The organism is Mucilaginibacter ginsenosidivorans, assembly GCF_007971025.1.
Lineage (GTDB): Bacteria > Bacteroidota > Bacteroidia > Sphingobacteriales > Sphingobacteriaceae > Mucilaginibacter > Mucilaginibacter ginsenosidivorans.
Genome location: NZ_CP042436.1, coordinates 3,032,224 through 3,053,115, shown reverse-complemented (window position 1 = coordinate 3,053,115; position 20,892 = coordinate 3,032,224). Strand labels below are relative to the sequence as shown.

The 20,892-nt window shown below is 46.3% G+C and carries 23 protein-coding genes; 10 read left to right on the top strand and 13 right to left on the bottom strand.

The window, feature by feature from the left end; genetic code table 11:
* The first annotated feature begins 4 nt into the window (after positions 1–4).
* On the top strand, positions 5–685 hold the full coding sequence (locus FRZ54_RS13980; RefSeq protein WP_147032213.1) for a LolA family protein: 681 nt from the start codon (positions 5–7) through the stop codon (positions 683–685).
* 170 nt (positions 686–855) lie between these two features.
* On the opposite strand, the gene FRZ54_RS13975 is transcribed toward FRZ54_RS13980, so the two are convergent.
* Together FRZ54_RS13975 and FRZ54_RS13970 are read right to left on the bottom strand one after the other, a co-directional pair.
* Positions 856–1,335, bottom strand: coding sequence for a hypothetical protein (locus tag FRZ54_RS13975; RefSeq protein WP_147032212.1), 480 nt, complete (start codon positions 1,333–1,335; stop codon positions 856–858).
* A 171-nt stretch (positions 1,336–1,506) separates the two neighbouring features.
* Complete coding sequence (locus tag FRZ54_RS13970; RefSeq protein ID WP_147032211.1) at positions 1,507–2,568, bottom strand: polysaccharide deacetylase family protein; 1,062 nt, start codon at positions 2,566–2,568, stop codon at positions 1,507–1,509.
* A 118-nt stretch (positions 2,569–2,686) separates the two neighbouring features.
* Here FRZ54_RS13970 and FRZ54_RS13965 point away from each other — a divergent pair, with 118 nt between their 5' ends.
* The 3 genes from FRZ54_RS13965 (at position 2,687) to FRZ54_RS13955 (ending at position 4,763) form a co-directional block, all read left to right on the top strand.
* Positions 2,687–3,496, top strand: a complete 810-nt coding sequence (locus tag FRZ54_RS13965) for an SDR family NAD(P)-dependent oxidoreductase (RefSeq protein ID WP_147032210.1) — start codon at positions 2,687–2,689, stop codon at positions 3,494–3,496.
* Between the two features lie 236 nt (positions 3,497–3,732).
* Positions 3,733–4,005 carry a hypothetical protein gene (locus tag FRZ54_RS13960; protein WP_147032209.1) on the top strand — a complete coding sequence of 91 codons (273 nt, stop codon included), beginning with the start codon at positions 3,733–3,735 and terminating at the stop codon, positions 4,003–4,005.
* Complete coding sequence (locus FRZ54_RS13955; protein ID WP_147032208.1) at positions 4,002–4,763, top strand: MBL fold metallo-hydrolase; 762 nt, start codon at positions 4,002–4,004, stop codon at positions 4,761–4,763. Before FRZ54_RS13960 ends, FRZ54_RS13955 begins: the two co-directional genes overlap by 4 nt.
* Position 4,764: 1 nt before the next feature.
* Here the strand turns inward: FRZ54_RS13955 and FRZ54_RS13950 are convergent, their stop codons facing one another.
* Positions 4,765–5,259, bottom strand: a complete 495-nt coding sequence (locus FRZ54_RS13950; RefSeq protein WP_147032207.1) for a hypothetical protein — start codon at positions 5,257–5,259, stop codon at positions 4,765–4,767.
* Positions 5,260–5,444: 185 nt separating this feature from the next.
* On the opposite strand from FRZ54_RS13950, the gene FRZ54_RS24740 reads away from it, so the two are divergent.
* Complete coding sequence (locus FRZ54_RS24740; protein ID WP_228462488.1) at positions 5,445–5,714, top strand: hypothetical protein; 270 nt, start codon at positions 5,445–5,447, stop codon at positions 5,712–5,714.
* A complete protein-coding gene (locus FRZ54_RS13945; protein WP_228462487.1) occupies positions 5,681–6,985 on the top strand; it encodes a GDSL-type esterase/lipase family protein in 1,305 nt (434 codons plus the stop codon). Before FRZ54_RS24740 ends, FRZ54_RS13945 begins: the two co-directional genes overlap by 34 nt.
* A gap of 133 nt (positions 6,986–7,118) precedes the next feature.
* Here the strand turns inward: FRZ54_RS13945 and FRZ54_RS13940 are convergent, their stop codons facing one another.
* Positions 7,119–9,002, bottom strand: coding sequence for a CocE/NonD family hydrolase (locus tag FRZ54_RS13940; protein WP_147032206.1), 1,884 nt, complete (start codon positions 9,000–9,002; stop codon positions 7,119–7,121).
* A gap of 99 nt (positions 9,003–9,101) precedes the next feature.
* On the opposite strand from FRZ54_RS13940, the gene FRZ54_RS13935 reads away from it, so the two are divergent.
* Both FRZ54_RS13935 and FRZ54_RS13930 read left to right on the top strand, forming a co-directional pair.
* Positions 9,102–9,605: a hypothetical protein gene (locus FRZ54_RS13935; RefSeq protein ID WP_147032205.1), complete on the top strand. Its 504-nt coding sequence runs from the start codon at positions 9,102–9,104 to the stop codon at positions 9,603–9,605.
* A gap of 49 nt (positions 9,606–9,654) precedes the next feature.
* Positions 9,655–10,353, top strand: a complete 699-nt coding sequence (locus FRZ54_RS13930; protein ID WP_147032204.1) for a class I SAM-dependent methyltransferase — start codon at positions 9,655–9,657, stop codon at positions 10,351–10,353.
* Positions 10,354–10,436: 83 nt separating this feature from the next.
* Here FRZ54_RS13930 and FRZ54_RS13925 read toward each other — a convergent pair whose 3' ends face one another.
* From FRZ54_RS13925 to FRZ54_RS13900, 6 genes are all read right to left on the bottom strand, one after another.
* Positions 10,437–11,651, bottom strand: a complete 1,215-nt coding sequence (locus FRZ54_RS13925; RefSeq protein ID WP_147032203.1) for an MFS transporter — start codon at positions 11,649–11,651, stop codon at positions 10,437–10,439.
* A 68-nt stretch (positions 11,652–11,719) separates the two neighbouring features.
* Complete coding sequence (gene bla / locus FRZ54_RS13920) at positions 11,720–12,607, bottom strand: class A beta-lactamase, subclass A2 (protein ID WP_147032202.1); 888 nt, start codon at positions 12,605–12,607, stop codon at positions 11,720–11,722.
* A 51-nt stretch (positions 12,608–12,658) separates the two neighbouring features.
* Positions 12,659–13,330: an SdpI family protein gene (locus tag FRZ54_RS13915; RefSeq protein WP_147032201.1), complete on the bottom strand. Its 672-nt coding sequence runs from the start codon at positions 13,328–13,330 to the stop codon at positions 12,659–12,661.
* The gene (locus FRZ54_RS13910; protein WP_147032200.1) at positions 13,317–13,601 is read right to left on the bottom strand and encodes an autorepressor SdpR family transcription factor; all 285 of its coding nucleotides are present in this window, start codon (positions 13,599–13,601) and stop codon (positions 13,317–13,319) included. The genes FRZ54_RS13915 and FRZ54_RS13910 overlap by 14 nt, the downstream gene beginning before the upstream one ends.
* Positions 13,602–13,691: 90 nt before the next feature.
* Entirely contained in the window at positions 13,692–14,741 is a 1,050-nt protein-coding gene (locus tag FRZ54_RS13905) for an energy transducer TonB (RefSeq protein WP_147032199.1), read from the bottom strand.
* A gap of 60 nt (positions 14,742–14,801) precedes the next feature.
* Positions 14,802–15,719 carry a DUF72 domain-containing protein gene (locus FRZ54_RS13900; protein WP_147032198.1) on the bottom strand — a complete coding sequence of 306 codons (918 nt, stop codon included), beginning with the start codon at positions 15,717–15,719 and terminating at the stop codon, positions 14,802–14,804.
* A gap of 255 nt (positions 15,720–15,974) precedes the next feature.
* Between FRZ54_RS13900 and FRZ54_RS13895 the strand changes: the two genes are divergently transcribed.
* Complete coding sequence (locus tag FRZ54_RS13895; protein ID WP_147032197.1) at positions 15,975–16,577, top strand: GIN domain-containing protein; 603 nt, start codon at positions 15,975–15,977, stop codon at positions 16,575–16,577.
* Positions 16,578–16,720: 143 nt separating this feature from the next.
* Positions 16,721–17,665, top strand: coding sequence for a bifunctional helix-turn-helix transcriptional regulator/GNAT family N-acetyltransferase (locus FRZ54_RS13890; protein ID WP_147032196.1), 945 nt, complete (start codon positions 16,721–16,723; stop codon positions 17,663–17,665).
* Between the two features lie 230 nt (positions 17,666–17,895).
* On the opposite strand, the gene FRZ54_RS13885 is transcribed toward FRZ54_RS13890, so the two are convergent.
* The 3 genes from FRZ54_RS13885 to FRZ54_RS13875 form a co-directional block, all read right to left on the bottom strand.
* Positions 17,896–18,648: an SDR family NAD(P)-dependent oxidoreductase gene (locus FRZ54_RS13885; protein WP_147032195.1), complete on the bottom strand. Its 753-nt coding sequence runs from the start codon at positions 18,646–18,648 to the stop codon at positions 17,896–17,898.
* A gap of 177 nt (positions 18,649–18,825) precedes the next feature.
* Complete coding sequence (locus FRZ54_RS13880) at positions 18,826–19,215, bottom strand: helix-turn-helix domain-containing protein (RefSeq protein WP_147032194.1); 390 nt, start codon at positions 19,213–19,215, stop codon at positions 18,826–18,828.
* Positions 19,216–19,223: 8 nt separating this feature from the next.
* Positions 19,224–20,840 carry an amidase gene (locus tag FRZ54_RS13875; protein ID WP_147032193.1) on the bottom strand — a complete coding sequence of 539 codons (1,617 nt, stop codon included), beginning with the start codon at positions 20,838–20,840 and terminating at the stop codon, positions 19,224–19,226.
* Positions 20,841–20,892: the final 52 nt, after the last annotated feature.

Here is a 20,892-nt window from a genome sequence, read left to right as displayed (position 1 = left end):
AATTATGACTAAGAAAATATTTGCATCTATCCTGGCAGTTTTGTTGACCTTAAATATCGCGTTCGCGCAAAAAGACGTGGAAGCAAAGAAAATTTTAAGCGCAGTAAGCAAAAAATACAGCCGCTATAACATTATTAAGGCTGATTTCACCTTCTCCCTCGAAGATCCGCAGGCACAAGTCAATGATACCCAAACGGGTACGCTGATATCGCAGCCAAAAGCCAATAAATTTAAAGTGACCATTTACGATCCGAAGGAAAAAAAAGCTACCGTAATACAGGAAATAATAAGCGATGGCAAAAGCCAGTGGACCTACAATAAAAAGGATAAGGAAGTGGAATTAAATGATGTGGACCATAGCGATGACAACCTTAACCCGGCGCAGATATTCACCATTTATGAGCATGGCTATAAGTACGTTTACAACGGCGACGAAAAAATAGACGGCAAGTTGTGCCAAATAATCGATCTGACGCCCGAGGACACAAAAAAGCAGTTTTTTAAAGTGCGCCTGACCATTGACAAGGCCAAAAAAGCAATATACAGCGCGTTAATTTTTGATAAGAATGGTAGCCGCTATACTTATACCATTCGCAGCCTGACTTCGGAGCCGAAAATGCCGGAAAGCACATTCACTTTTGACAAAAAAGATCACCCGGGTGTGGAAGTGGTAGATCTGAGATAAACTTTGATAGATATAAGCCTTGTTGAGGAGAGAAGAAATAAGATTTAGATCTGATCCTGAACGAAAGTAAAAAACATATCCCGGAACTAAATATTTAATTTTCAAAAACTGACGCATTGGTCAGTTAATAAATATTCCGTTCCGGGATAAAAATCGAATAACCGCGCTGGCTATTTTGTAAAGGTCAGCTGCTCATAGCGCTGGCCACCGGGCGTACTCACATTTGAAGTAAGCACCATGTTATGATCGTCAATAGTAGTAACAATGAACGGGAACGAATTACTTTGACCGCTTACAACATTTCCGTTCTGGCTATAATATAAGTTGGTCCATGAAACCTGTAAATTAAGCGATGAAAGCGTATATATCGCAGTATCAATAAGATTACCCGATGTTATGTGAATATATAGGTTGCTGTATTTGGTAAACTTAAAATGGTCGCCGTCCACCCCTGTGTATACATTATTGACCCCATTCAAAAAAACGGAATCCTTCTTCAGGTTCCAGTCGCCAACTATCAGGGTGCTGCCGACAAGTGTTGTACTGGTATCCACCTTTCCGACAACGGTAGGCGTAACCGAGGTTTTCCCGCAGGAAAAAATAGTTATTGTGATAAGAGCAATGGCAACTGTTAAGAGTAAAGTTTTCATAATTTGGTTATTAACTGATTATTAACGAATAAATGTAGTTTCTATTTTGATATTTATAAAAATGTTAAGGCATATTGCGGGCTGTTCAATTTTAACTGACAAATGCAATACATCATACATTACGGCTATTATTGCCTTTATGCTACAAAAGAAATGATAAAATAATTTCTTTTAATCATTCTCAGCCTTTTTCCTCCTTTCCATCACCTCCCGCCAGGTGGTAAGAATGTAGCCATTTTTAGCCAAAAATTCCTTCAGCCTCGGGTCGAGCATGGCCATCATATCGCCTTTACGTTTTTTGCTTTCGTTACAAATGTATTTGAATGTCAGCGACGGGTTGGTACAATGCATGATCACCATTGTCAGGCCCGGGCTAAGGCGGCCTATGCTTTCAATATAATGATCGGTGTACCATTTTTGTATCTCGGCGTCAGTCTTATGCTCAATATCCGGCATCTGCCAGTCGTAGCTCGAATTATGCAGATCGTCCAATACAGGTAAACCATTTTTCCATATCATGGCGCCTATATCTTTGGCTCCGGTAAGTTCAGCCGGGTCGGGTATGGCCATACCTTCTTTATAAGTTCCCTTTTTCTTCATATCCGCAATTAATGCTGCTTTCGCCTCCGCCTTGTAAAAAAGATCATCACCGCCGGGGAACATTACCGGTATCTGCTTTTCAATACCTAACTGGATATACTTTTCCATAAAAGCCTTTTTCGCAAACAGCGTACCCATATGCGAATCGAGGTGTGTGGGCTTAAAACCCATAGCCAAGGCCCTGTCAAGCTGGGCGCGGATCTCTCTGTCAACCTCATCGCCCGATGCGCTAAAATAAACCGCCGCAACTGCCGGATAGAAACTTCCCTCTTTATCAACCAGGCCGGGCACGGCTGCTTTGCCTGCCAGCGGCCCCCAGCGGTAATTTTCCCATTCGGAAGTAAGCGTCAGGTGCAGCCCGGCATCCAGATCCGGGTGTTCTTTAATATATTTCACTATCTCGGGCACCCAGGGACAGGGCATCATCACGCTGGTTGAAGTAGCCACTCCCTTGCCGGTAGCCTGCTCCACGCCGTCGTTCGAGTCGTGCGACATGCCTGCGTCGTCCACATGCAGTATCAGCACCTTAGCGCCCTTGGGCCAGCCGAGTTTTTCGGCATAGGTTTTAGTTTCCTGCGCGAAACTATAAATGCTAAAAGCAATGAATAACAAGACTAGTAAAGACTTTTTCATAGAGGTTTGATTGGAAACTAAATATAGGCTTTTGATCCCGAAAGTTATAGTCCGTTTCCATTGGGAAGTGATATAGGGTGAGGCAAATCACACAAATTTCTTTAGCTTTATCCCGTTCATGAGCAAACTGCGATTCAAAGATAAATGGGTACTGGTTACCGGGGCGTCTTCGGGCCTGGGCGAAGAAATGGCGCGTCAGTTGGCTAACAGTCACGGCGCTAATTTGATCCTGCTGGCGCGAAGAAAGGATAAACTCGAAAGCCTGAAATCTGAACTTGAAAAACAGGCCGGCGTCAAGGTAAAGGTGATAACGGCCGACCTCTCGAAATTGGATGAAGTTGACCAGGCGCTGGATGAAATTTTGAAAGGCGGCGACCTTTATGGAGCAATTTTGAATGCAGGCATCACTTATTTTGGTAAACATGAGGAATTGACCTGGGACTATTTTCAAACCATGCTGCAAACCAACGTCAATGCTGTTGCACGGATGACCAACCGGCTTGCCTTTGATTTTGAGAAAACGGCGAAAGAAGGCGGCATACTCATCGTATCCAGCATGGCGGCGATATTTCCAGTGCCGTACCAGGCTGCATATTCGGGTACCAAAGCATTTATTTTGAGCTTTGCGACCGCACTATCGCATGAATTAACGAATAAAAATTTCTCGGTCACCGTATATACCCCCGGCGGCATTGTTACCGAAATGACCGCAGGAGAGAAATTCAACGATCTTAAAAGCTGGCTGATGCCGGTGGACCAGGCGGCAAAGGAAGGTATCGATGCCTTTATCAAACGAAAGCTCGTACACATCCCGGGCTTTATGAACCGTGTCGGCGGCTTTTTTATCAAATTTCTACCAAAAGGATTTGTGATGAAACAAATGAGCGGCGTTTACCGGAAGTCATTGGATAAGGCTGAAAAAAAATAACGTTTTCAACCTGTCGCCGTCTCGACCCACCCCGGCATTGCTTAGCTCGCCGACCCTCTCTATTGCAGGCAATAAAGAGGGTTAGAGTTTTCCTGTTAAAAGCCCCCCCTTTTTGTTGTGCGAAAACAGGATGGTTCTATCAAATAAAATATCCTCACCTCATAAATTCAAATTATTTCAAAAACTCACGTCTCAAATCTCACATCTCACATCTATTCTTGCTATTTTTGGGACACATGCTCACGCTAACTACCCATACGCTTGAAAAACTGGAAATCTTACTCCGCAGCGCGGGCTACAAGGTGCGGTACGAGAAGGGGAACTTTAAAACGGGTGCATGTATGCTACTCAGCAGTAAGGTTATCGTGGTTAATAAATTCTCGAACCTCGAAAGCAAGATACATGCGATAGTTGAGCTGGTGCGCGAACTGGACCTTGATTACGACCTGCTTGATGATAAACAGATCACCTTTGTTCAACAAATAAAACAAACCAGGCTGCAACTGTGACCATTACTTTTTTAGGAACCGGAACCTCGCAGGGTGTCCCAGTAATAGCCTGCAATTGCGAAGTATGTACATCGCCCGATCCCCGCGATAAACGCCTGCGCTCCTCTGTCATGATAGAAGCGGAAGGCAAGGTTATCGTCATCGACTCAGGGCCCGATTTCCGGTACCAGATGCTGCGCGCCAAAGTAAGGCACCTGGATGCCATCGTTTTTACGCACGAACACAAGGACCATATTGCAGGTATGGACGATATCCGCGCGTTTAACTACCGCCAGGAATCGGCTATTGATGTTTATGCCACTACCCGGGTACAGGAAGCTTTAAAACGCGAGTTCTCTTACGTTTTTGCCGAAATGAAATACCCCGGCATTCCTGAAGTGACCCTCAAAACCATCGACCTTAAGCCATTTTCGATTGGGAATATCCTGTTCCGGCCGATCGAAGTTATGCACTATAAATTGCCGGTACTTGGTTTCCGTATAGGCGATTTTACTTATATCACGGATGCCAAAACCATTTCGGAACCCGAAAAGCAAAAGATAAAGGGCACCAAAACGCTCGTCATCAATGCCCTGCAGATAGAGAAGCATATCTCCCATTTTACATTCGTTGAAGCTATCGCTTTCGCCAAGGAGATCGGCGCTGAAGAGACTTATTTTACGCACATCAGCCATCGGCTTGGGCGGCACCAAGCCATATTAGGCCTGCTTCCGAAAAATATCACCCTGGCTTATGACGGCCTGGTGCTGGAAGTGTAAATTACAGGCTCACCAAACTTACCCTGTCTATAGTTGCTTTGCAGCGTTTATGACTGCCTTTGTTGTGCACATCTATCCTGCCCCGTAGGGTTACCGACCGGTTGTTGAGCTGTGTAAACTGGCCATCGTTGTATTCAAAAAGCCCATGCCGTGTACCCGCAAGGTATAAAGGGCAATCGGGATTAAAATTAACCCAAAGGGCGTCATCCCCTGCTGCGCCGCTCAGCGTGTTGTCATTAAATAGCGCCGACAGTTCCTTACCTTCTTCGTATTTACCCGAAACCTCGATGTATTGCCGGTCGTAGTTTTCAATACTGTCCATCAGATGGTTGAAGCTGACCTTTTTAAAAGCGACGCCATCGTCGCATTCGCTTTTATACACCTGCCTTTTGTGGCTGCACGATTGCAATATAAGGACAGTAACAGCAAAAATGATAGGTAATATCCTGGCGCGCATGTAACCAAAGGGATATTGTTGTGGTTGGGGTAACGCCATAACAACTATTTTTAGACAGATGTACGAAATTTATTGCCGGATATTTTATCCCCGGGCTGCAAACACACTTAAAAGGAGAACATGAACATAATTTTTACAATAGCGGCAACTAAATGACGAAATAGGCTTTGACAAGGCTCTGAAAAAACCTGATATTGTCACCCATATCTGCCATAAACTTAACCATGAAGAAGAAATTATTGACCGCGGTATTTGCGGTCGCGGTATTTGCCGTTCAGGCTCAGCAAAAAGTAATTCAACTGTATAACGGCGCAGCGCCCGGCTCGGAAAGCTGGAACTGGGAAGAAAAACAGCTCGACAGTAATTTGTGGCACACACCGGTAGTTTACAATGTCACCCATCCGTCGCTCACTGTGTTCCAGCCCTGGAAGGATAACAATGTGGGCACAGCGGTTATCGTGTGCCCGGGCGGGGGTTCCAGGCATTATCCATAAAAAGCGAAGGTACTGATGTTGCCGACTGGCTGAGGTGGCGGGGCCTCACCGCGTTTGTGCTGAAATATCGCGTAATGCACACCCTGACGAACGACCCCACCGAGGAACAGCGGACCAAACCCGTAAAACAGATGGAGGAAGATGCCAAAAAGGTTATCCCGGTCGCCATTGCCGACACACGCGCGGCTATAGCTTATGTGCGGAAGCATGCGGCGGAATACGGGATCTCGCCCGACCGTATTGTTATCATCGGTTTTTCGGCAGGCGGAACGATGGCTGCATCAAGCGCCTATAACTATACGCCCGAAAACAAACCCGACTATGTGGCGCCCATCTACGCATATATGCCCCCCGAATTACAGGGAACCATACCGGCCGACGCCCCGCCTATGTTTTTGGCAGCAGCAAGCGATGATGGTTTTGGCCTGGCGCCGCACAGCGTCGACCTGTACAGTAAATGGCTCGCATCCAGGCATTCGGCGGAAATGCACCTTTACGCCAAAGGCAACCACGGTTTTGGGATGAAACACCAGGGTATACCCACCGACAACTGGATAGACCGCTTTTATGAGTGGCTGGGATTAGAGGGCCTCTTAACGCCCCTCGACCCGCAGGTTGCGGAAGCGCGGCGAATAGCCAGCCAGCCCGACTGGCCCAACCTGAGAAGGTATGCAGAAGCCAATAGCAAAGTACCGCCGCCGGCGCCGAACGAGAAACGCGTGGTGTTCCTGGGTAACTCGATAACCGACGCCTGGATAAATACCGATTCTGCCTTCTTTGCAGGGAAGCCCTATTATGACAGGGGCATCAGCGGGCAAACCACACCACAGATGCTGGTTCGCTTCCGCGAAGATGTCATCGAGCTGAAACCATCGGTGGTGGTTATCTTGGCTGGTATTAACGATATTGCCGAAAATACCGGGCCCAATAAGCTGGAAAATGTTTTCGGTAACATAGTTTCCATGGTTCAGTTGGCACGTAAAGCTGGTATAAGGCCCGTTATCTCGTCGGTTCTACCGTCCAATCATTTCCCCTGGAGGCCCTCTATCATCCCCACAGAAAAGGTCATCGCCCTTAACAAAATGCTAAAGGATTACGCCGACAGGAATGGTGTGGTTTACCTGGATTATTATTCGAAGATGGTAGATGCGGAAAAAGGCCTGCCAAAAAATCTTTCTCATGACGGCGTACACCCAACATTGGAAGGTTACCGGGTAATGGAGCCATTGGCTGAAAAGGCCATTGCTGAGGCGTTGAAAAGGAAGCAATAAGCCCAAAAAGACCTGTCATTTCGACGAGGAACGAGGAGAAATTTTATACATGCGCAAAGCAAACTATGCAGCGTGAATAAGATTTCTCCTTGCGCCAGCACATAGCCCGGGCTGGCTCGCGTTCGAAATAACATTAGTTATTTTTCAGCACCGGCAAAACAACCTTCGACTGGTCATGATAAACATTGACCGTCTCCTTCACAAAGTCCGAATCTTTCGCGTGATAAATATCCATAAACTGCTGCGGGTTGCGGTCGACTAAAGGGAACCAGCTGCTTTGAATTTGTATCATAATACGGTGCCCTTTTTTGAAGGTATGCGCCACATCAGGCAACGTATACTTTACTTCAGTCTGCTTGCCGGGTACAAATGGCTCAGGTTTTTCATAGCTGTTCCTGAATTTCCCGCGCATGATCTCGGCCCTTACCAACATTTGGTACCCACCCATGGGATAGGGCCCTTTCTGGTCCTCTTCGGCGTAAATATCCACATTATTGTACGACCCATTATCCGGGTAAACATCTATCAGCTTAACCACGAAATCGGCATCGGTATTGGATAAGCTTACTACCAGGTCGGCAATTACAGGTCCGCCAAGGGTTACATCCTTATCCAGTATCCCGGTTTGGTAGCTTAATACATCTGTCCTCCGCGAAGCAAAACGCTGATCGTCGGACATATAGGTACGCGTGCGGTTAAAATGTACGCCCTCATCATAAGGAACCGGTTTTGCCGGGTCGCTGATGTAGCTGTCTGATGTGTTCTTATCATTCCCCTCTGCACTGAAGGACAGATTTCCTTTTGGCTCTAAATAAACCGGTGTCGGTGTCATATCTGCAGGCGGCCACTGCGGTGAGCGGTGCCATTTGTTTTCGCCGGTAAAGTAAATAGTGGCTTTCGTAATGCTGTCAACCGACCCCTTTCCCTTCAGATAATAATTAAAAAACGGCACCTCGATATAGTTGGCATACCACTCGCTGGTATTGCTGCCGAACTGGATATTGCCGTGGTGCGTCCCGTCGTTATTTTCCCACTGGCCATGGTACCAGGGTCCCATCACTAGCCTGCTATTGGTAGCAGGGCTTTGTTTTACCAGCGCCTGGTATAAGTTCCACGCACCAAAGCAATCTTCAGCATCAAATTCACCGCCCACTATCATTATTGCAGGTTTTACATTCCTCACCCCAACCCTTGCATTTCGTGCCTGCCACCATGCATCGCGGTTTGGATGGTTCATCATTTCATTCCAGAATTTAAGGCTGTCACCAACCAATTTTGTCAAATTTGGCAGGGCGCCGGCACGCAAATAGAACTCGTAATTATCGTGTACGGGGTAGTCGTATTTCTTAGCCGGCAAAGGTGTTGGTTTGGGATGCGGCTGACCGAAGCCACCGCCAAAATAAAAGTCAAATGCGTCCATCACAAAGAAAGCGCCGTTATGATGAAAATCATCACCCACAAACCAATCAGTTACCGGCGCCTGGGGGCTAACCGCTTTTAACGCCGGGTGCCCGCTCAGCGAGGCCATATTGGAATAAAATCCGGGGTACGAGGTACCCAGGACACCTACATTCCCATTATTATTTTCCAGGTTTTTCACCATCCAGTCGATCGTATCATAAGCATCGGTCGACTCGTCAATATCCTGCTTTGTTTTCTTGTTTGGGTTGAAGGGCCGCACATCCACAAATTCGCCCTCGCTCATCCATCTGCCGCGAACGTCCTGTATCACCATGATATACTGCTCTTTGCAATACTGCATCAGGTGTGTTTTCCAGAAAGGCAGGAACGCGGTTCCATAAGGCTGACAGCTGTAAGGCGTGCGCTCCATTAAAATCGGATGCTTTTCAGCCTTGTCCTTCGGCAGGTAAACAGAAGTAAAAAGTTTGATGCCATCACGCATGGGTATGGTAACCTCCTTTTTGGTGTAATGGTTAACAAACCAAACAGAATCGGCATTTTGGGCGCTGACAAAAAAGGGGATCAACAGCAGGGCAAGCAGGCAGGTTCTTTTCATGACGATCAGTTAATAATTTTAAAGATGTGGAATTTAAATGATGATTGAAAATCGCCGGTTCCGGGCTTGGATTATCGCATAAAGCTGATAAATTGCATCATGAAATTTTTTATAAAAGCTGTTATCATTCTTTTGATCCCTGCCGCGTCGCTTGCGCAGGATACGGTAAAACTTAAACACCAGGCGCAAGCTGTGGCGGATGCCCTTGTAAAGGGCGACTATGCAACAGTGGTAGATCACACCTACCCCAAAATAGTTACACAGATGGGCGGCAAAGAAAAGATGATGGCCACCATTAAACAGGGAATGGAGCAGATGAATGCCCAGGGATTTTCCTTCGCCGATGCGGCGGTTGGCTCGCCGGGCAAGTTTTACAAAGCCGGTACCGAGATACACTGTCTTATCCCGCAGCGGATAGCGCTTAAATCGCCTAACAGCCGCATAGTTAACAACAGCTATTTGCTGGCCGTTACAAAGGATGGCGGGAAGTTTTGGTATTTTATTGATATTAACCGGGGTACCTATAATAAGATACCTCAATTATTCCCGAACTTTAACAAAAAGCTGGTGATACCAGAACCAACCCAGCCCTCGATGGAGTAACCGAACTTTTTTGAATTCGGATTGTTAATTTACCAAACAACCAAAGCCTATGAACGAGATAAAAGAACAATTCGGAAACGTTTCAAAGAGATACGATTCGCAGCGCGAATTCCTGATCCCTTGTTTTCAAGATTTTTATACGGCCTGTATGCCGCTGGTAAGGAGTTTGACCCATGCCAAAACTGCATTGGATATTGGTGCGGGAACCGGCCTCTTCTCGCAATTTATTCACCGCGAAAAACCCGACCTGAAATTTACCCTGCTCGACGTTTCGGGACAGATGCTGAACGTGGCAAAAGAACGTTTCGAAGGTGAGAGCAATTTTGAATACATAGAACTGGACTTTGGTAAAGACGCGCTGCCCGGCAAATACGACCTCATTATTTCGGGTTTGGCCATTCATCACCTGGAAGATGCGGACAAGGCCAAACTGTACAAGAACATTTACAAGGCACTTAACGACGGCGGCCTTTTCATCAACGCCGACCAGGTAGCCGGGCGAAATTTATTGTTCGACAGCCTGTACAAATACAACTGGCGTGAAACGGTGACCCACTCTGGTCTGGACCACGAAGCTCTTATCCAGGCTTTTGAACGCACTAAACTGGATAAACTGGCCCCGCTGGAAACTCAATTGCATATGCTGGAAAAGGCAGGCTTTAACGACGTAGATTGCATCTACAAGAACATGAATTTTGTAGTCTTCGGCGGGTTTAAAGACGAGAACGTGGAAACGGCGGTGATTTGATAATAGTCCATGGCTTATAGACGAAGGTCGATGGCCGCGATTGCAAAATCAAACACTATGGTCTATCGACTATCGTCCATTGACTAAAGTTTCTTCTTCGCCTCAATATTCGGCAAAAACCCTGTCAGTATCCCTATCAGCGGTAAAAAGGCACATACCTTAAATACATAGTTGATACTGGTATGATCGGCCAGGTTACCCAATAATGCCGAACCTAATCCGCCCATGCCAAACGCCAGGCCGAAGAACAGGCCGGCCACAAGGCCTACTTTGCCGGGTATCAGTTCCTGCCCGTAAACGAGGATGGCCGAAAAGGCGGAAGAGATGATCAACCCGATGATAACAGATAGTGCACCCGTCCAGAATAAATTGGCATAAGGCAAAAGCAGCGTAAATGGCGCAGCGCCGAGGATAGATACCCAGATGATATATTTCCGCCCGAATTTGTCGCCCAAATGCCCGCCGGTAATAGTACCCACAGCTACTGCCACAAGGAACAAAAACAGGAAATATTGCGAATGCTGAACGGAAAGATGGAACTTGCCGATAAGATAAAAAGTATAGTAACTGCTGATACTGGCCAGGTATACAAATTTTGAAAAGATGAGCACCAGCAGGATGAACATGGAAAACATAACTTTTTTCCTTGAAAATTCGGGGTGCCCGGCACCGGCTTGTTTTCGCGCGGCAAGCCTGTTGAGCATTTGCTTTTTATACCAGCCGCCTACTTTAAATAGGATAACAATGGCAAGCAGCGCCCCTATTCCGAACCAGGAAATACTTTTTTGGCCCTGCGGAACGATGATCCATGCAGCCAGCAAAGGCCCTAAAGCGCTGCCGGCATTACCACCCAACTGGAATATGGACTGCGCCAGCCCGCGCCTGCCGCCCGACGCCAGGTAGGCCACCCTTGACGATTCGGGATGGAAAATAGACGAGCCCATACCGATCAGCATAACCGACACCAGTATCATAGCGTATGACGGCGCCTGCGACAAGCATAATAAACCGATGAGCGTGAGACCCATCCCAACGGGTAAGGAATAGGCATGCGATCTTTTATCGGTATACATGCCGACCAGCGGCTGTAATATAGAAGCCGAAAGCTGGAACACAAGTGTAATAATGCCAATCTGCGAGAAATTAAGATGAAAGCTATCCTTAATGACAGGGTATATCGCCGGCATAAGCGATTGCACCATATCATTCAGCAAATGGGAAAAGCTGATGGCGAATAAAATGAGGAACACCGTATTTTCGACAGGAGCCTCGCTGGTTGTGACAGACCCGGTTTTCATGCCGGTAAAAGTAATAGTTAACCGTTATCGGGGTAATGAAAATTTAACACATGGCATTTCCATGATACTTATCTACCATAAGTGTCCCATGCCGCTTTGGCAATTTTTGCTATGACGGCATCACGTGTTGCTTCGTCGGCTTTGGAATTGCAAACCATTACGACTATGGCCAGGTGTTTGCCGTTGGGTAGCGTTATAATACCTATATCATTCGTTGCCGGGCTTAGTCCTTCGGCATTTGTTGGCGAGGTGCCGGTTTTGTGAGCTATCACGGCATCCTTAGGCAGCAATCCTCTCAGCCGGTGCGGACCGGTAGTGGTAGCCAGCATTGCCTGCATCAAAAAATCGTTGCTCTGCTTAGATAAAGCTTTACCATGATAGAAAATATCGAGCAAGTACACCAGGTCGGCAGGTTTGGCCCAATTGGTGTACTGCACCTCCCAGGCCGAGGCCATATCGGCCTCCGAAGCCTTTATAGCAATCCCCTTTACACCCAGGCTATGAATATATTCTTCCACTACTTTTGGGCCTCCTATTTTCTTCAGCAAAAAGTCGCAGGCAGTATTATCGCTTTGCGAAACCATATAGCCAATTATTTCACTTAACGGCAATTCGGCGCCATCAGGGTACTTATCGCGCATGGGGCTCCAGGTATTGGGGTGCATATCACCCTTCCCAACTTTCATTTTTTTATCAAGCTTGTATTTGCCCTTATCCACCAGGTTAAGCACGGCCATTGCTATCGGGAACTTAAATACACTGTGCATCACCAGCCGCGACTGGCCGTTGTAATTAAGCGTATCGTGGCTTTCAAGTCCGAGGATGGACACGCCGACGATCCCTTTAGATTCGGCCGAGATAGTTTTAATTCGGCTTAGCAGTTCCTTATCCTGGGCCCGGGCCGCACTAAGGAATGAAAGAATGAATAAAAGGCAGGATGAAAAAATCTTAGGCATAAAAAAGGGCTTTAACCTTTAAGATTAACGCCCTGCAAATTAAAAAATTTCTTACTCTTCTGTTTTATTTGGATGATGGCTTTTGAAATACCTGTACGAATAAATAACAGGTATAATAATAATAACAAACATCACGCTCATAAAGGCGATAAGACTAATTGTGACAGGCAACAGCAGCACAAGCGCTGTAAGTATCAGCCCCCCTGCAAACCAGAGCTTCCCGGCGAGGCGGTGTGTGGCACGCCAGTTATCAGGGTCTTCCAGCGTCCAGGGCGTGCGCAGGCCGGCAAAGTAATTGGGTTTGATGCTGTGCATCAGGTTGCCCATAAAGGCAAAAAACAGACCGATGGCCGGCAGGATCACTTTATCGATCCTGAAGCTTTTGTCGACAGTTGCCACCGTGATACCAATAGATAGAACCGCCATCAGTAATACGATACCTAAACCGATCTTTTGAAAAGTCGAGTCGCCATATTTTACCAGTTTTTTGGGATCGATGGCAGGAAGGAACTTAAACAAAAAATAAACAAGGCACGACATACCCATTAAAATAAGCGGGCCGATGAGGGATTCGTTCTTACTGCCGTACCTGTCCGGCGTACCCCGGATACCGAAATGAACGGGAACCGTGTCGGGCAAAGCAGGAAAAACATATAGCAGGTAAGCCAATGGCAGCAGCCATATTACCAGCGCAGCCACATCCATTTTGTTAAATCTTTTCATTGTTTTTATCTTTTTGTGGTGATTTAAATTGCATTATCCATTTCAGCATTTCGTCCATTACCGTGGTATTTATGGAATAAAAAATAAACTGGCCCTCTTTTACCGACACCACCAGCCCTGCCTGCCTTAACAGATCGAGGTGATGCGATATGCTGGGCTTGGATATGTTAAACTGGTCGGCTATATCTCCGGCCGTCATATCCTTGTCCTTCAGCAGTTCCAGTATATCCCTGCGGGTCTGGTCGTTCAATGCTTTAAATAATATATTCAATTTTTTCTATTTATATATTTAGACAAATGTCTAAATACTTTGTTACAAAAACAACTGCTAAATTATTTTTCCTATAATCAGCCTGTTATCTCAGTTCTTACAAAATTTCGCAAGATTTTGAATAGCTTCAACCTGTCCAAGGCCGGCAAGTACACTCCAATCGGCGCAGGCCTCTTTCTTTTTACCCAAATTGGTATGAATAAACGCTTTCAGATTATAAGCGTTTAGGTTGATACTATCGACCTGGAGGCATTGATCGAGCAATTCCAGGGCCCTGTCATAATTACGATTGTTTGACTGTTTAATAGCCTCATTAATGGTCTGTTGTACGGCATCAAATTCCTCTTGTGATAACGGGCCGTAGGGAGAATGAGGTATAAACGGGCAATCGACACTTAAGGTGTTTACGATGTCAGTAGTGCCCTTGTATAGCCTATGGTCTGTTTTAAACGTAACTTGCACCAATGTGTTAACGGGCATATCGTTCTTTCGTGCAGGTATCCAACTCAGGCTCCCTAAAGCGTTGCCCACGGTTTTTGCGAAACCATTTGAAATACTATCTGCCTCTAAAACGGTAAAGTTTTTCACCCTGCCTTTTTTATCGACAATAAAACTTGCTTTTAAAGTTCCCTCGTCATAACGTACGTTGATCCATGACATCAGGGCACCCAAAGTACCCTTACACACAGGGAAAAAATCATTGGTAGCCTGGTAGACCGAGTCTTTCAGAACTGCGTTAAATGTGGCGGTAGTCTTTACATTTTGCACGGGTGTTTTGACGAAATAATAAACCGGCAACTGCTTGTCCTGAACGCCAAATGGGGCAAAAAACGAAAGTTTCAGCGTATCTTTTATCGGAGCCAGTATATTGTATACCGTCCCACCTATAATTAGCGAGTCTCCCAAAATTTTTGTTTGCATCCTAAACCCATCGAAGAATACCTCATTACTCATATCGACAAAACCATCTCCGGTGAAGTCGTACTTCAGGAAATCCATACCGCAGCCGTTGTGGTCAACAATGCGGCTGCCATCTTTCATTTGTGCTTTTACTTTAACCCAAAGGCCTTTTAATGCCTGGTCGGTTACCTGCCCAAAAGAAAACAAGGGCAAAAAAATTAGGAGTAAAAAATATTTCATTTGTAATAAGTTTAGGTTATCAATATACTAAAAATCAGGATAAGAACAGGTGAGTGCGATTTAATCAAACATTCCCTTTTCTCTTTCGATAAACTGCGGCCGGTGCAAACTGAGGCCGAGCGCCTTGTTCAACTCGTCCACTACATAATCGCAAAGTTCGGGCGAGTAGCGTTCGTCGTGCTGGTGCATAAAAAACCATACCGATTGCAGTCCCTGCTCTTTCCAGTCCTTTATGCGGGCAACCCAGTCGTCAACGCGTTTATAATCTGTCTTATCAAGACTGTTGCCAACAAAACGGATAAAGGCATGCGGCGTGGGCAATTCCATGTGCACGCAGTCGCGCCGGCCCGATGCATCTGTTATCACTGCACCAATATTCAGTTCGTGCAATGTATTGAATAAGTTATCCCTTACTTCAGGCACAGCATACCAGTCTTTATGGCGCACCTCAACAAACACCGGCACATCTTTCGGAAGGTGTTCAAGATAAGACTTCAGTTCAGGAAAACTCTTTGGCGTATAATTGTCGCCGACCTGCAAAAACAGTGGACCGAGCTGATCGCCGAAGGCCATAATGCCATTATAATATTGCGTAGTTAATTCATCAGCATTTTTTAACCTGCGGATGTGTGTAATGGATTGGGAAAATTTAGGGCAAAATTTAAAGCCCGGGTTTGCAGCGGCTTTTTCCTTCCACTTACTAATGGTTTCGGGCCCGTAAACCTGGTAAAAGGTGGCGTTCAGTTCGATACAGTCGAAATGCTTTACGTATTCGTCCAGGAAATTTGCTTCCTTGGTTTTCGGCGGATATATCTTTCCCAGCCATTCCTTTCTTCCCCACTTGGCGCAGCCTACGTGCACCTGCAGTTCGCCTTTGCCTTTGGCTGCTTTCAGGGTTTTTATGGTCAGCTCCGGATCGGCCGGAAGAGTGTAATCGATCAATGCTAATTCGTGGGGGTCAACGCGGCCAAATTCCATGTTCAGATAATTTTGAAGCAAGTTAATATTTACCCGCGAACCCTTAAAAACTTTCGTTGAAAAAGTAATTCAGCATTGCAAAAAGCGGCCAAAAACCGTCCGCCAGTGCACGGCAGGTGTACGGTTGCGAACAGTTAATCCTTTCATTTAAAAATTTTCCTATTGACTATCAATTATTTACAAAACAGGTATCAATTTTGGCATAGGGGTGTAAACAATTAATATTTAAAACAGGAATCAAAAACATTAAATAAAATGAAAACCTCAATTTTAACTCTCACAATTGCATTACTGGCCTTATCAGGCGTAAGTCAACGGGCCGGCGCCGCAGCTTTTGATAAAGACGCAGTAACCACTTTAACGCAGGTTGGCCCGATCAACAAGATCGAAGTACACGGCAATGTAGAACTTTATGTATCGTACGCTACAACCGACCAGGTAAAAGTTTATAACAATTATTATGCGGAAAGCGCCATGGTGCAGGGACAGGACGGCGTGCTGCGCATAGCGTCTTATAAAGATCAGAAACTGGTGGTTTGGGTTAGCGCTGTTAACCTGCAAAAATTGTCGGTATACGACGACGCCGTAGTAAGATCATTCGGAAAGCTTTCCGCGCTCGGACTGGATGTAAATTTATACGACCGTGCATCCGCTCAATTAAATCTTGACGTGTTTGCGGTAAGTTTTAAACTAAATGGTCGCGCTAAGGCTGATCTGTCAGGTTCGGCTTACAGCGCCAATTTGCGCTGCGAATATTCCGCAACGCTGAATTATGCGATGCTGGACAGCGAACACCTGGTTAAAAAAGTAAACCCTGACTACTTAAACACAGAAAAGGGCCTGGTATCAATACAGTAATTATCCTCTTCGAAATTGATGGGCATGAAATTCAAGCTTTCATGCCCATTCTTATTTTAAGCCAAAAAAAAATTCCGCGCAGCTATTTGATTTTTAAAATAAAGTATCTAAACTTGCGTAAGCACTTACGTAATAATTAGAAAATGGACTTTTACAATAAAGTTGGCAAAATGGCAATCGGTTCAAGATTAAGGGGTTTAAGTGACATGATAACAACCGATGCCGCACAATTGTATCACATTTATGGTGTGGATATACAGCCGCGCTGGTGGCCGGTATTTTATGTACTGACGCAAACCATTGAAAATTCGATAACCGTTATTGCACGCGAGATAGGCCAGAGCCATGCGTCGGTGAGCCAGGTTGTGCGCGAAATGGTGAAATGCGGCTTTGTTACCGAGCGCAAGAACAAACACGACCAGCGCAAGAACTTTGTATCGTTAACCGAAAAAGGAAAGGCAGCGGCCATGAAATTAAACGACCAGCACCAGGATGTTTCGGCAGCCATTAACCAGGCTTTCAGCGAAAGCCAGTACGACCTGTGGAAAGCCATTGAAGAATGGGAGTATTTACTGGAGCAAAAGAGCCTGCTGCGCCGGGTGCAGGAGGAAAAGAAAAAACGCGAGGGGGAGAAAGTACAGATAATTGATTACACTCCTGCTCATAAGCAGGCGTTTAAACAATTGAACGAGGAATGGATAACCCAATACTTCCGTATGGAGGAATCGGACCATAAGGCACTGGATCACCCGGACGAATACATCGTCGATAAAGGGGGCCATATTTTTATGGCAGTTTACGAGGGTAACGTAGTTGGCGCCTGCGCCATCATCAAAATGGACGATAAAAAGTACGAGCTGGCGAAAATGGCGGTGTCGCCTAAAGCGCAGGGTAAAAGCATCGGTACGCTGCTTGGCCAGGCCTGTATCGAAAAAGCAAAGGACCTGGGCGCTGATACTGTTTACCTGGAAAGCAATACGATGTTGAAGCCAGCCATCAATTTATACCTGAAACTGGGTTTCGAAAAAATAACCGGTCCGCCATCGCCCTATGAACGGTCGAATATACAGATGGAGTTGAAGGTGTGAGATTAGTTGATTAGTGATTAGTTAATTTGTGATTAGTCAACTGGTGATTGGCTCACCTGGTTTACTTACCCCCTCTTTGCGTCGCAGAGATGGCTTTTTGAACACAGGAAACTATAAACCCTCTTTATCGCTTGCGATAGAGAGGGTGGCCGAGCGAAGCAACGACCGGTTGAGTCAACTGGGCAAAGGGATAAACAAATCACCAATCAACTAATCTCCAACTCACAAATTCATCCCCCCGAGGCTTCGATACGCTGCGCATTTATCCAGCGGGCATCCTCGGTACAAAGGAAGGCTGTGATGCCGCCGATATCATCGGGCATGCCGGGGCGACCTAATGCTGTTATTTGTGATACGCGTTCCTTCATACCCGGATTGGAGAATGCCTCGCTGGTAAAATCTGTTTCGATGATACCCGGGGCGATAACATTCGCCGCTATTTTCCGCGGACCAAGTTCTTTGGCCAGGTAACGGGTAAACACCTCGATGGCGCCTTTCATAGAAGCGTAGGCAGCATACCCCGGCGTAGAGAAACGTGCCAACCCGCTTGAAAAGTTGATGATCCGCCCGCCGTCAGCGATTACCGGCAGCAACGTTTGGGTAAGAAAGTAAACCCCTTTAAAATGAACATTAACCAGGTTATCAAAATCCTCCTCGGTTGTTTTACCAAATGGCGAGGGCGCATTAATGCCTGCATTGTTTACCAGGAAATCGAAATGTTCCCTGCCCCATTTTTCTTTCAGGATAGCGGTAAGCTGCTGCGAGAAGGCGTCGAAAGATTTGACAATTCCGGTATCTAACTGCAGCGCGGCCGCCTTTTGTCCGCTTTGCTCAATTTCAGCTACTACGTCTTCGGCTTCGTCCTTTTTGCTGCGGTAGGTAATAATAACATCGATACCCTTTTTTGCAATATGCAATGCAGCGTTCTTGCCCAGTCCGCGGCTGCCGCCGGTGATGAGCGCTATTTTATTTGTTTGTTCCATGTTTCTGATCGTTTAAAACGATACAAAGTTCCGCTTTAAACAACACCCCGGCATGGTGACTGTTTCAGAAAAAATGGTGAGCAGTTCAGTTTTTTTGTGAATGGTGAATGGTCAGTGGTGAATGGTGAATTGGCCGGCCGTTGAAATGATATGCATTCACTACTGACTATTGACCATTCACATTGAACTCATAAACATTTCCTCGCGGTACTGTTTTGGGGTCACCCCTTCAAAGCGTTTGAAGAATTTGGTAAAGTTTGATGGGTCGAAGGTGAGTTTTGCCGCGATGTGCGCGACAGGGGTATTGGTTTCGCGGAGCATAAATTTGGCGATATCCATTATCCTTGCCTCGAAAAAACTGCAGGGTGATTTGCCCGTAGTTAGTTTGATGGTATTGCTAAGGTGTGTTGGGTGAATATGCATGATATCGGCAATATCCCTTATCTCGTACATATCCATAGCACGCCCCTCTATAATATCGGCCAGGTGTTTGTCTACCTCCTTTAAAAAATCGGAGGTGATCTCGTGCTGGCGGGATAATATTTTTTGGGGGATCTTCGCGGGCATAGTCAAATTTACACAATAACCTTAGTAAACTTCGGCGGCACCCTTTTTTTCGAGGCCTGCTCATAAGCATAACCCAGGGTGATGATACCCGCCTCGTCGTAGGCCGTACTTACGAAGGATAACCCGATCGGCAATTCATGAAAATAACCCATAGGTACGGTGATATGCGGGTAACCGGCCATTGCTGCCGGACCCGAGAATGAATAGCCATTATCATAATCGCCATTTACCAGGTCAATACAATTGGCGAAGCCGTTGGTTGGGGCGATGATGGCATCCAACTTGTTATCCTGTAATATTTTATCAATTACGCCGCGGGTGATTGACGTTGTGTTTTTCACAGCGTCAAGATATTCTTTAGCATCGAGGCCATCTTTTTTCTGGGCCAGCTCCAGGGTCTCCTGCTTAAAGTATGGCATAGCCCTGGCCTCATTCTTTTTATTGAATTCGATCACATCGGCGAGGGTCTTCATTTTGCAATTAGCGTTGCTCAGGTACTTGTTCACTCCATCCTTAAACTCATAAAGCAGTACGGTAAACTCATCGTGCCCGGCCTGCTTTATTTGCCCATAAACATCTACGTCCACCATGGTGGCACCCTTGCTTTTCAGCACGGCAATAGCTTCCTCAAATAATGTCTTCATAAATGGGCTGGTTTCCAAAGCCGATTTTTCCACACCGAGGCGTTTTCCTTTCAGTCCGTTTGCATCCAAAAATTTAGTGTAATCGGCAGGCGCTTGAGTCTCAGCCTGGATCATGCCGCTATCGTGCGGATCATACCCGGCAAGCGCTCCTAACAGTATCGCAGCATCCTTTACTGTACGCGCCATGGGCCCCGCGGTATCCTGTGTTTTGGATATGGGGATAATACCCGACCTGCTCCATAAACCCACTGTCGGTTTGATACCCACCAAACCATTCACGGACGATGGCGATACAATAGAGCCATCCGTTTCGGTGCCTATCGCAATAGCGCATAAATTTGCCGAAGCTGCCGAGCCCGACCCTGCGCTTGAACCGCTTGGGTTACGGTCGAGGACATAGGGGCATTTGGTTTGCCCTCCCCTGCTGCTCCACGCGCTGGTGGAGTGCGTCGACCGGAAATTGGCCCACTCGCTCAGGTTAGTTTTTCCTAATATAACGGCCCCCGCTTCACGCAATTTATGCACAATGAAAGCATCCTGCTTGGCAAAGTTGCCTTCCAGTGCCAGCGCACCCGCGGTCGTCATCATATTATCGCCGGTATCAATATTATCTTTGATCAGTACCGGGATGCCATGTAAGGGGCCGCGTACTTTGCCGTTTGCCCGCTCTTTATCCATTGCATCGGCCATATTCAGCGCATCAGGGTTTACTTGTATCACCGAATTCAGCTTCGGCCCGGCTTTATCAATGTCATCTATCCTTTTCAGGTATTTTTCCGTTATCGACCTCGAAGTGTGCTCCTTAATGCGCATCTTCTGCTGCAGCGTATCAATGGTCACCTCGTTCAATTCAAAATCATCAAGGGAAGCATCCTCGCTCCCGGTGGTTTTTTTGTCGGGTGTAGCCGTGTTGCAGGATGCTGCTACAAGCGTAGTGATACCGGCGATGGAACCGGTCTTAATAAAATCTCTTCGTTGCATATTGATCGGATAGTGTTGTATAAAGCCCTTACAAGTAACGGAATTTTGGAGA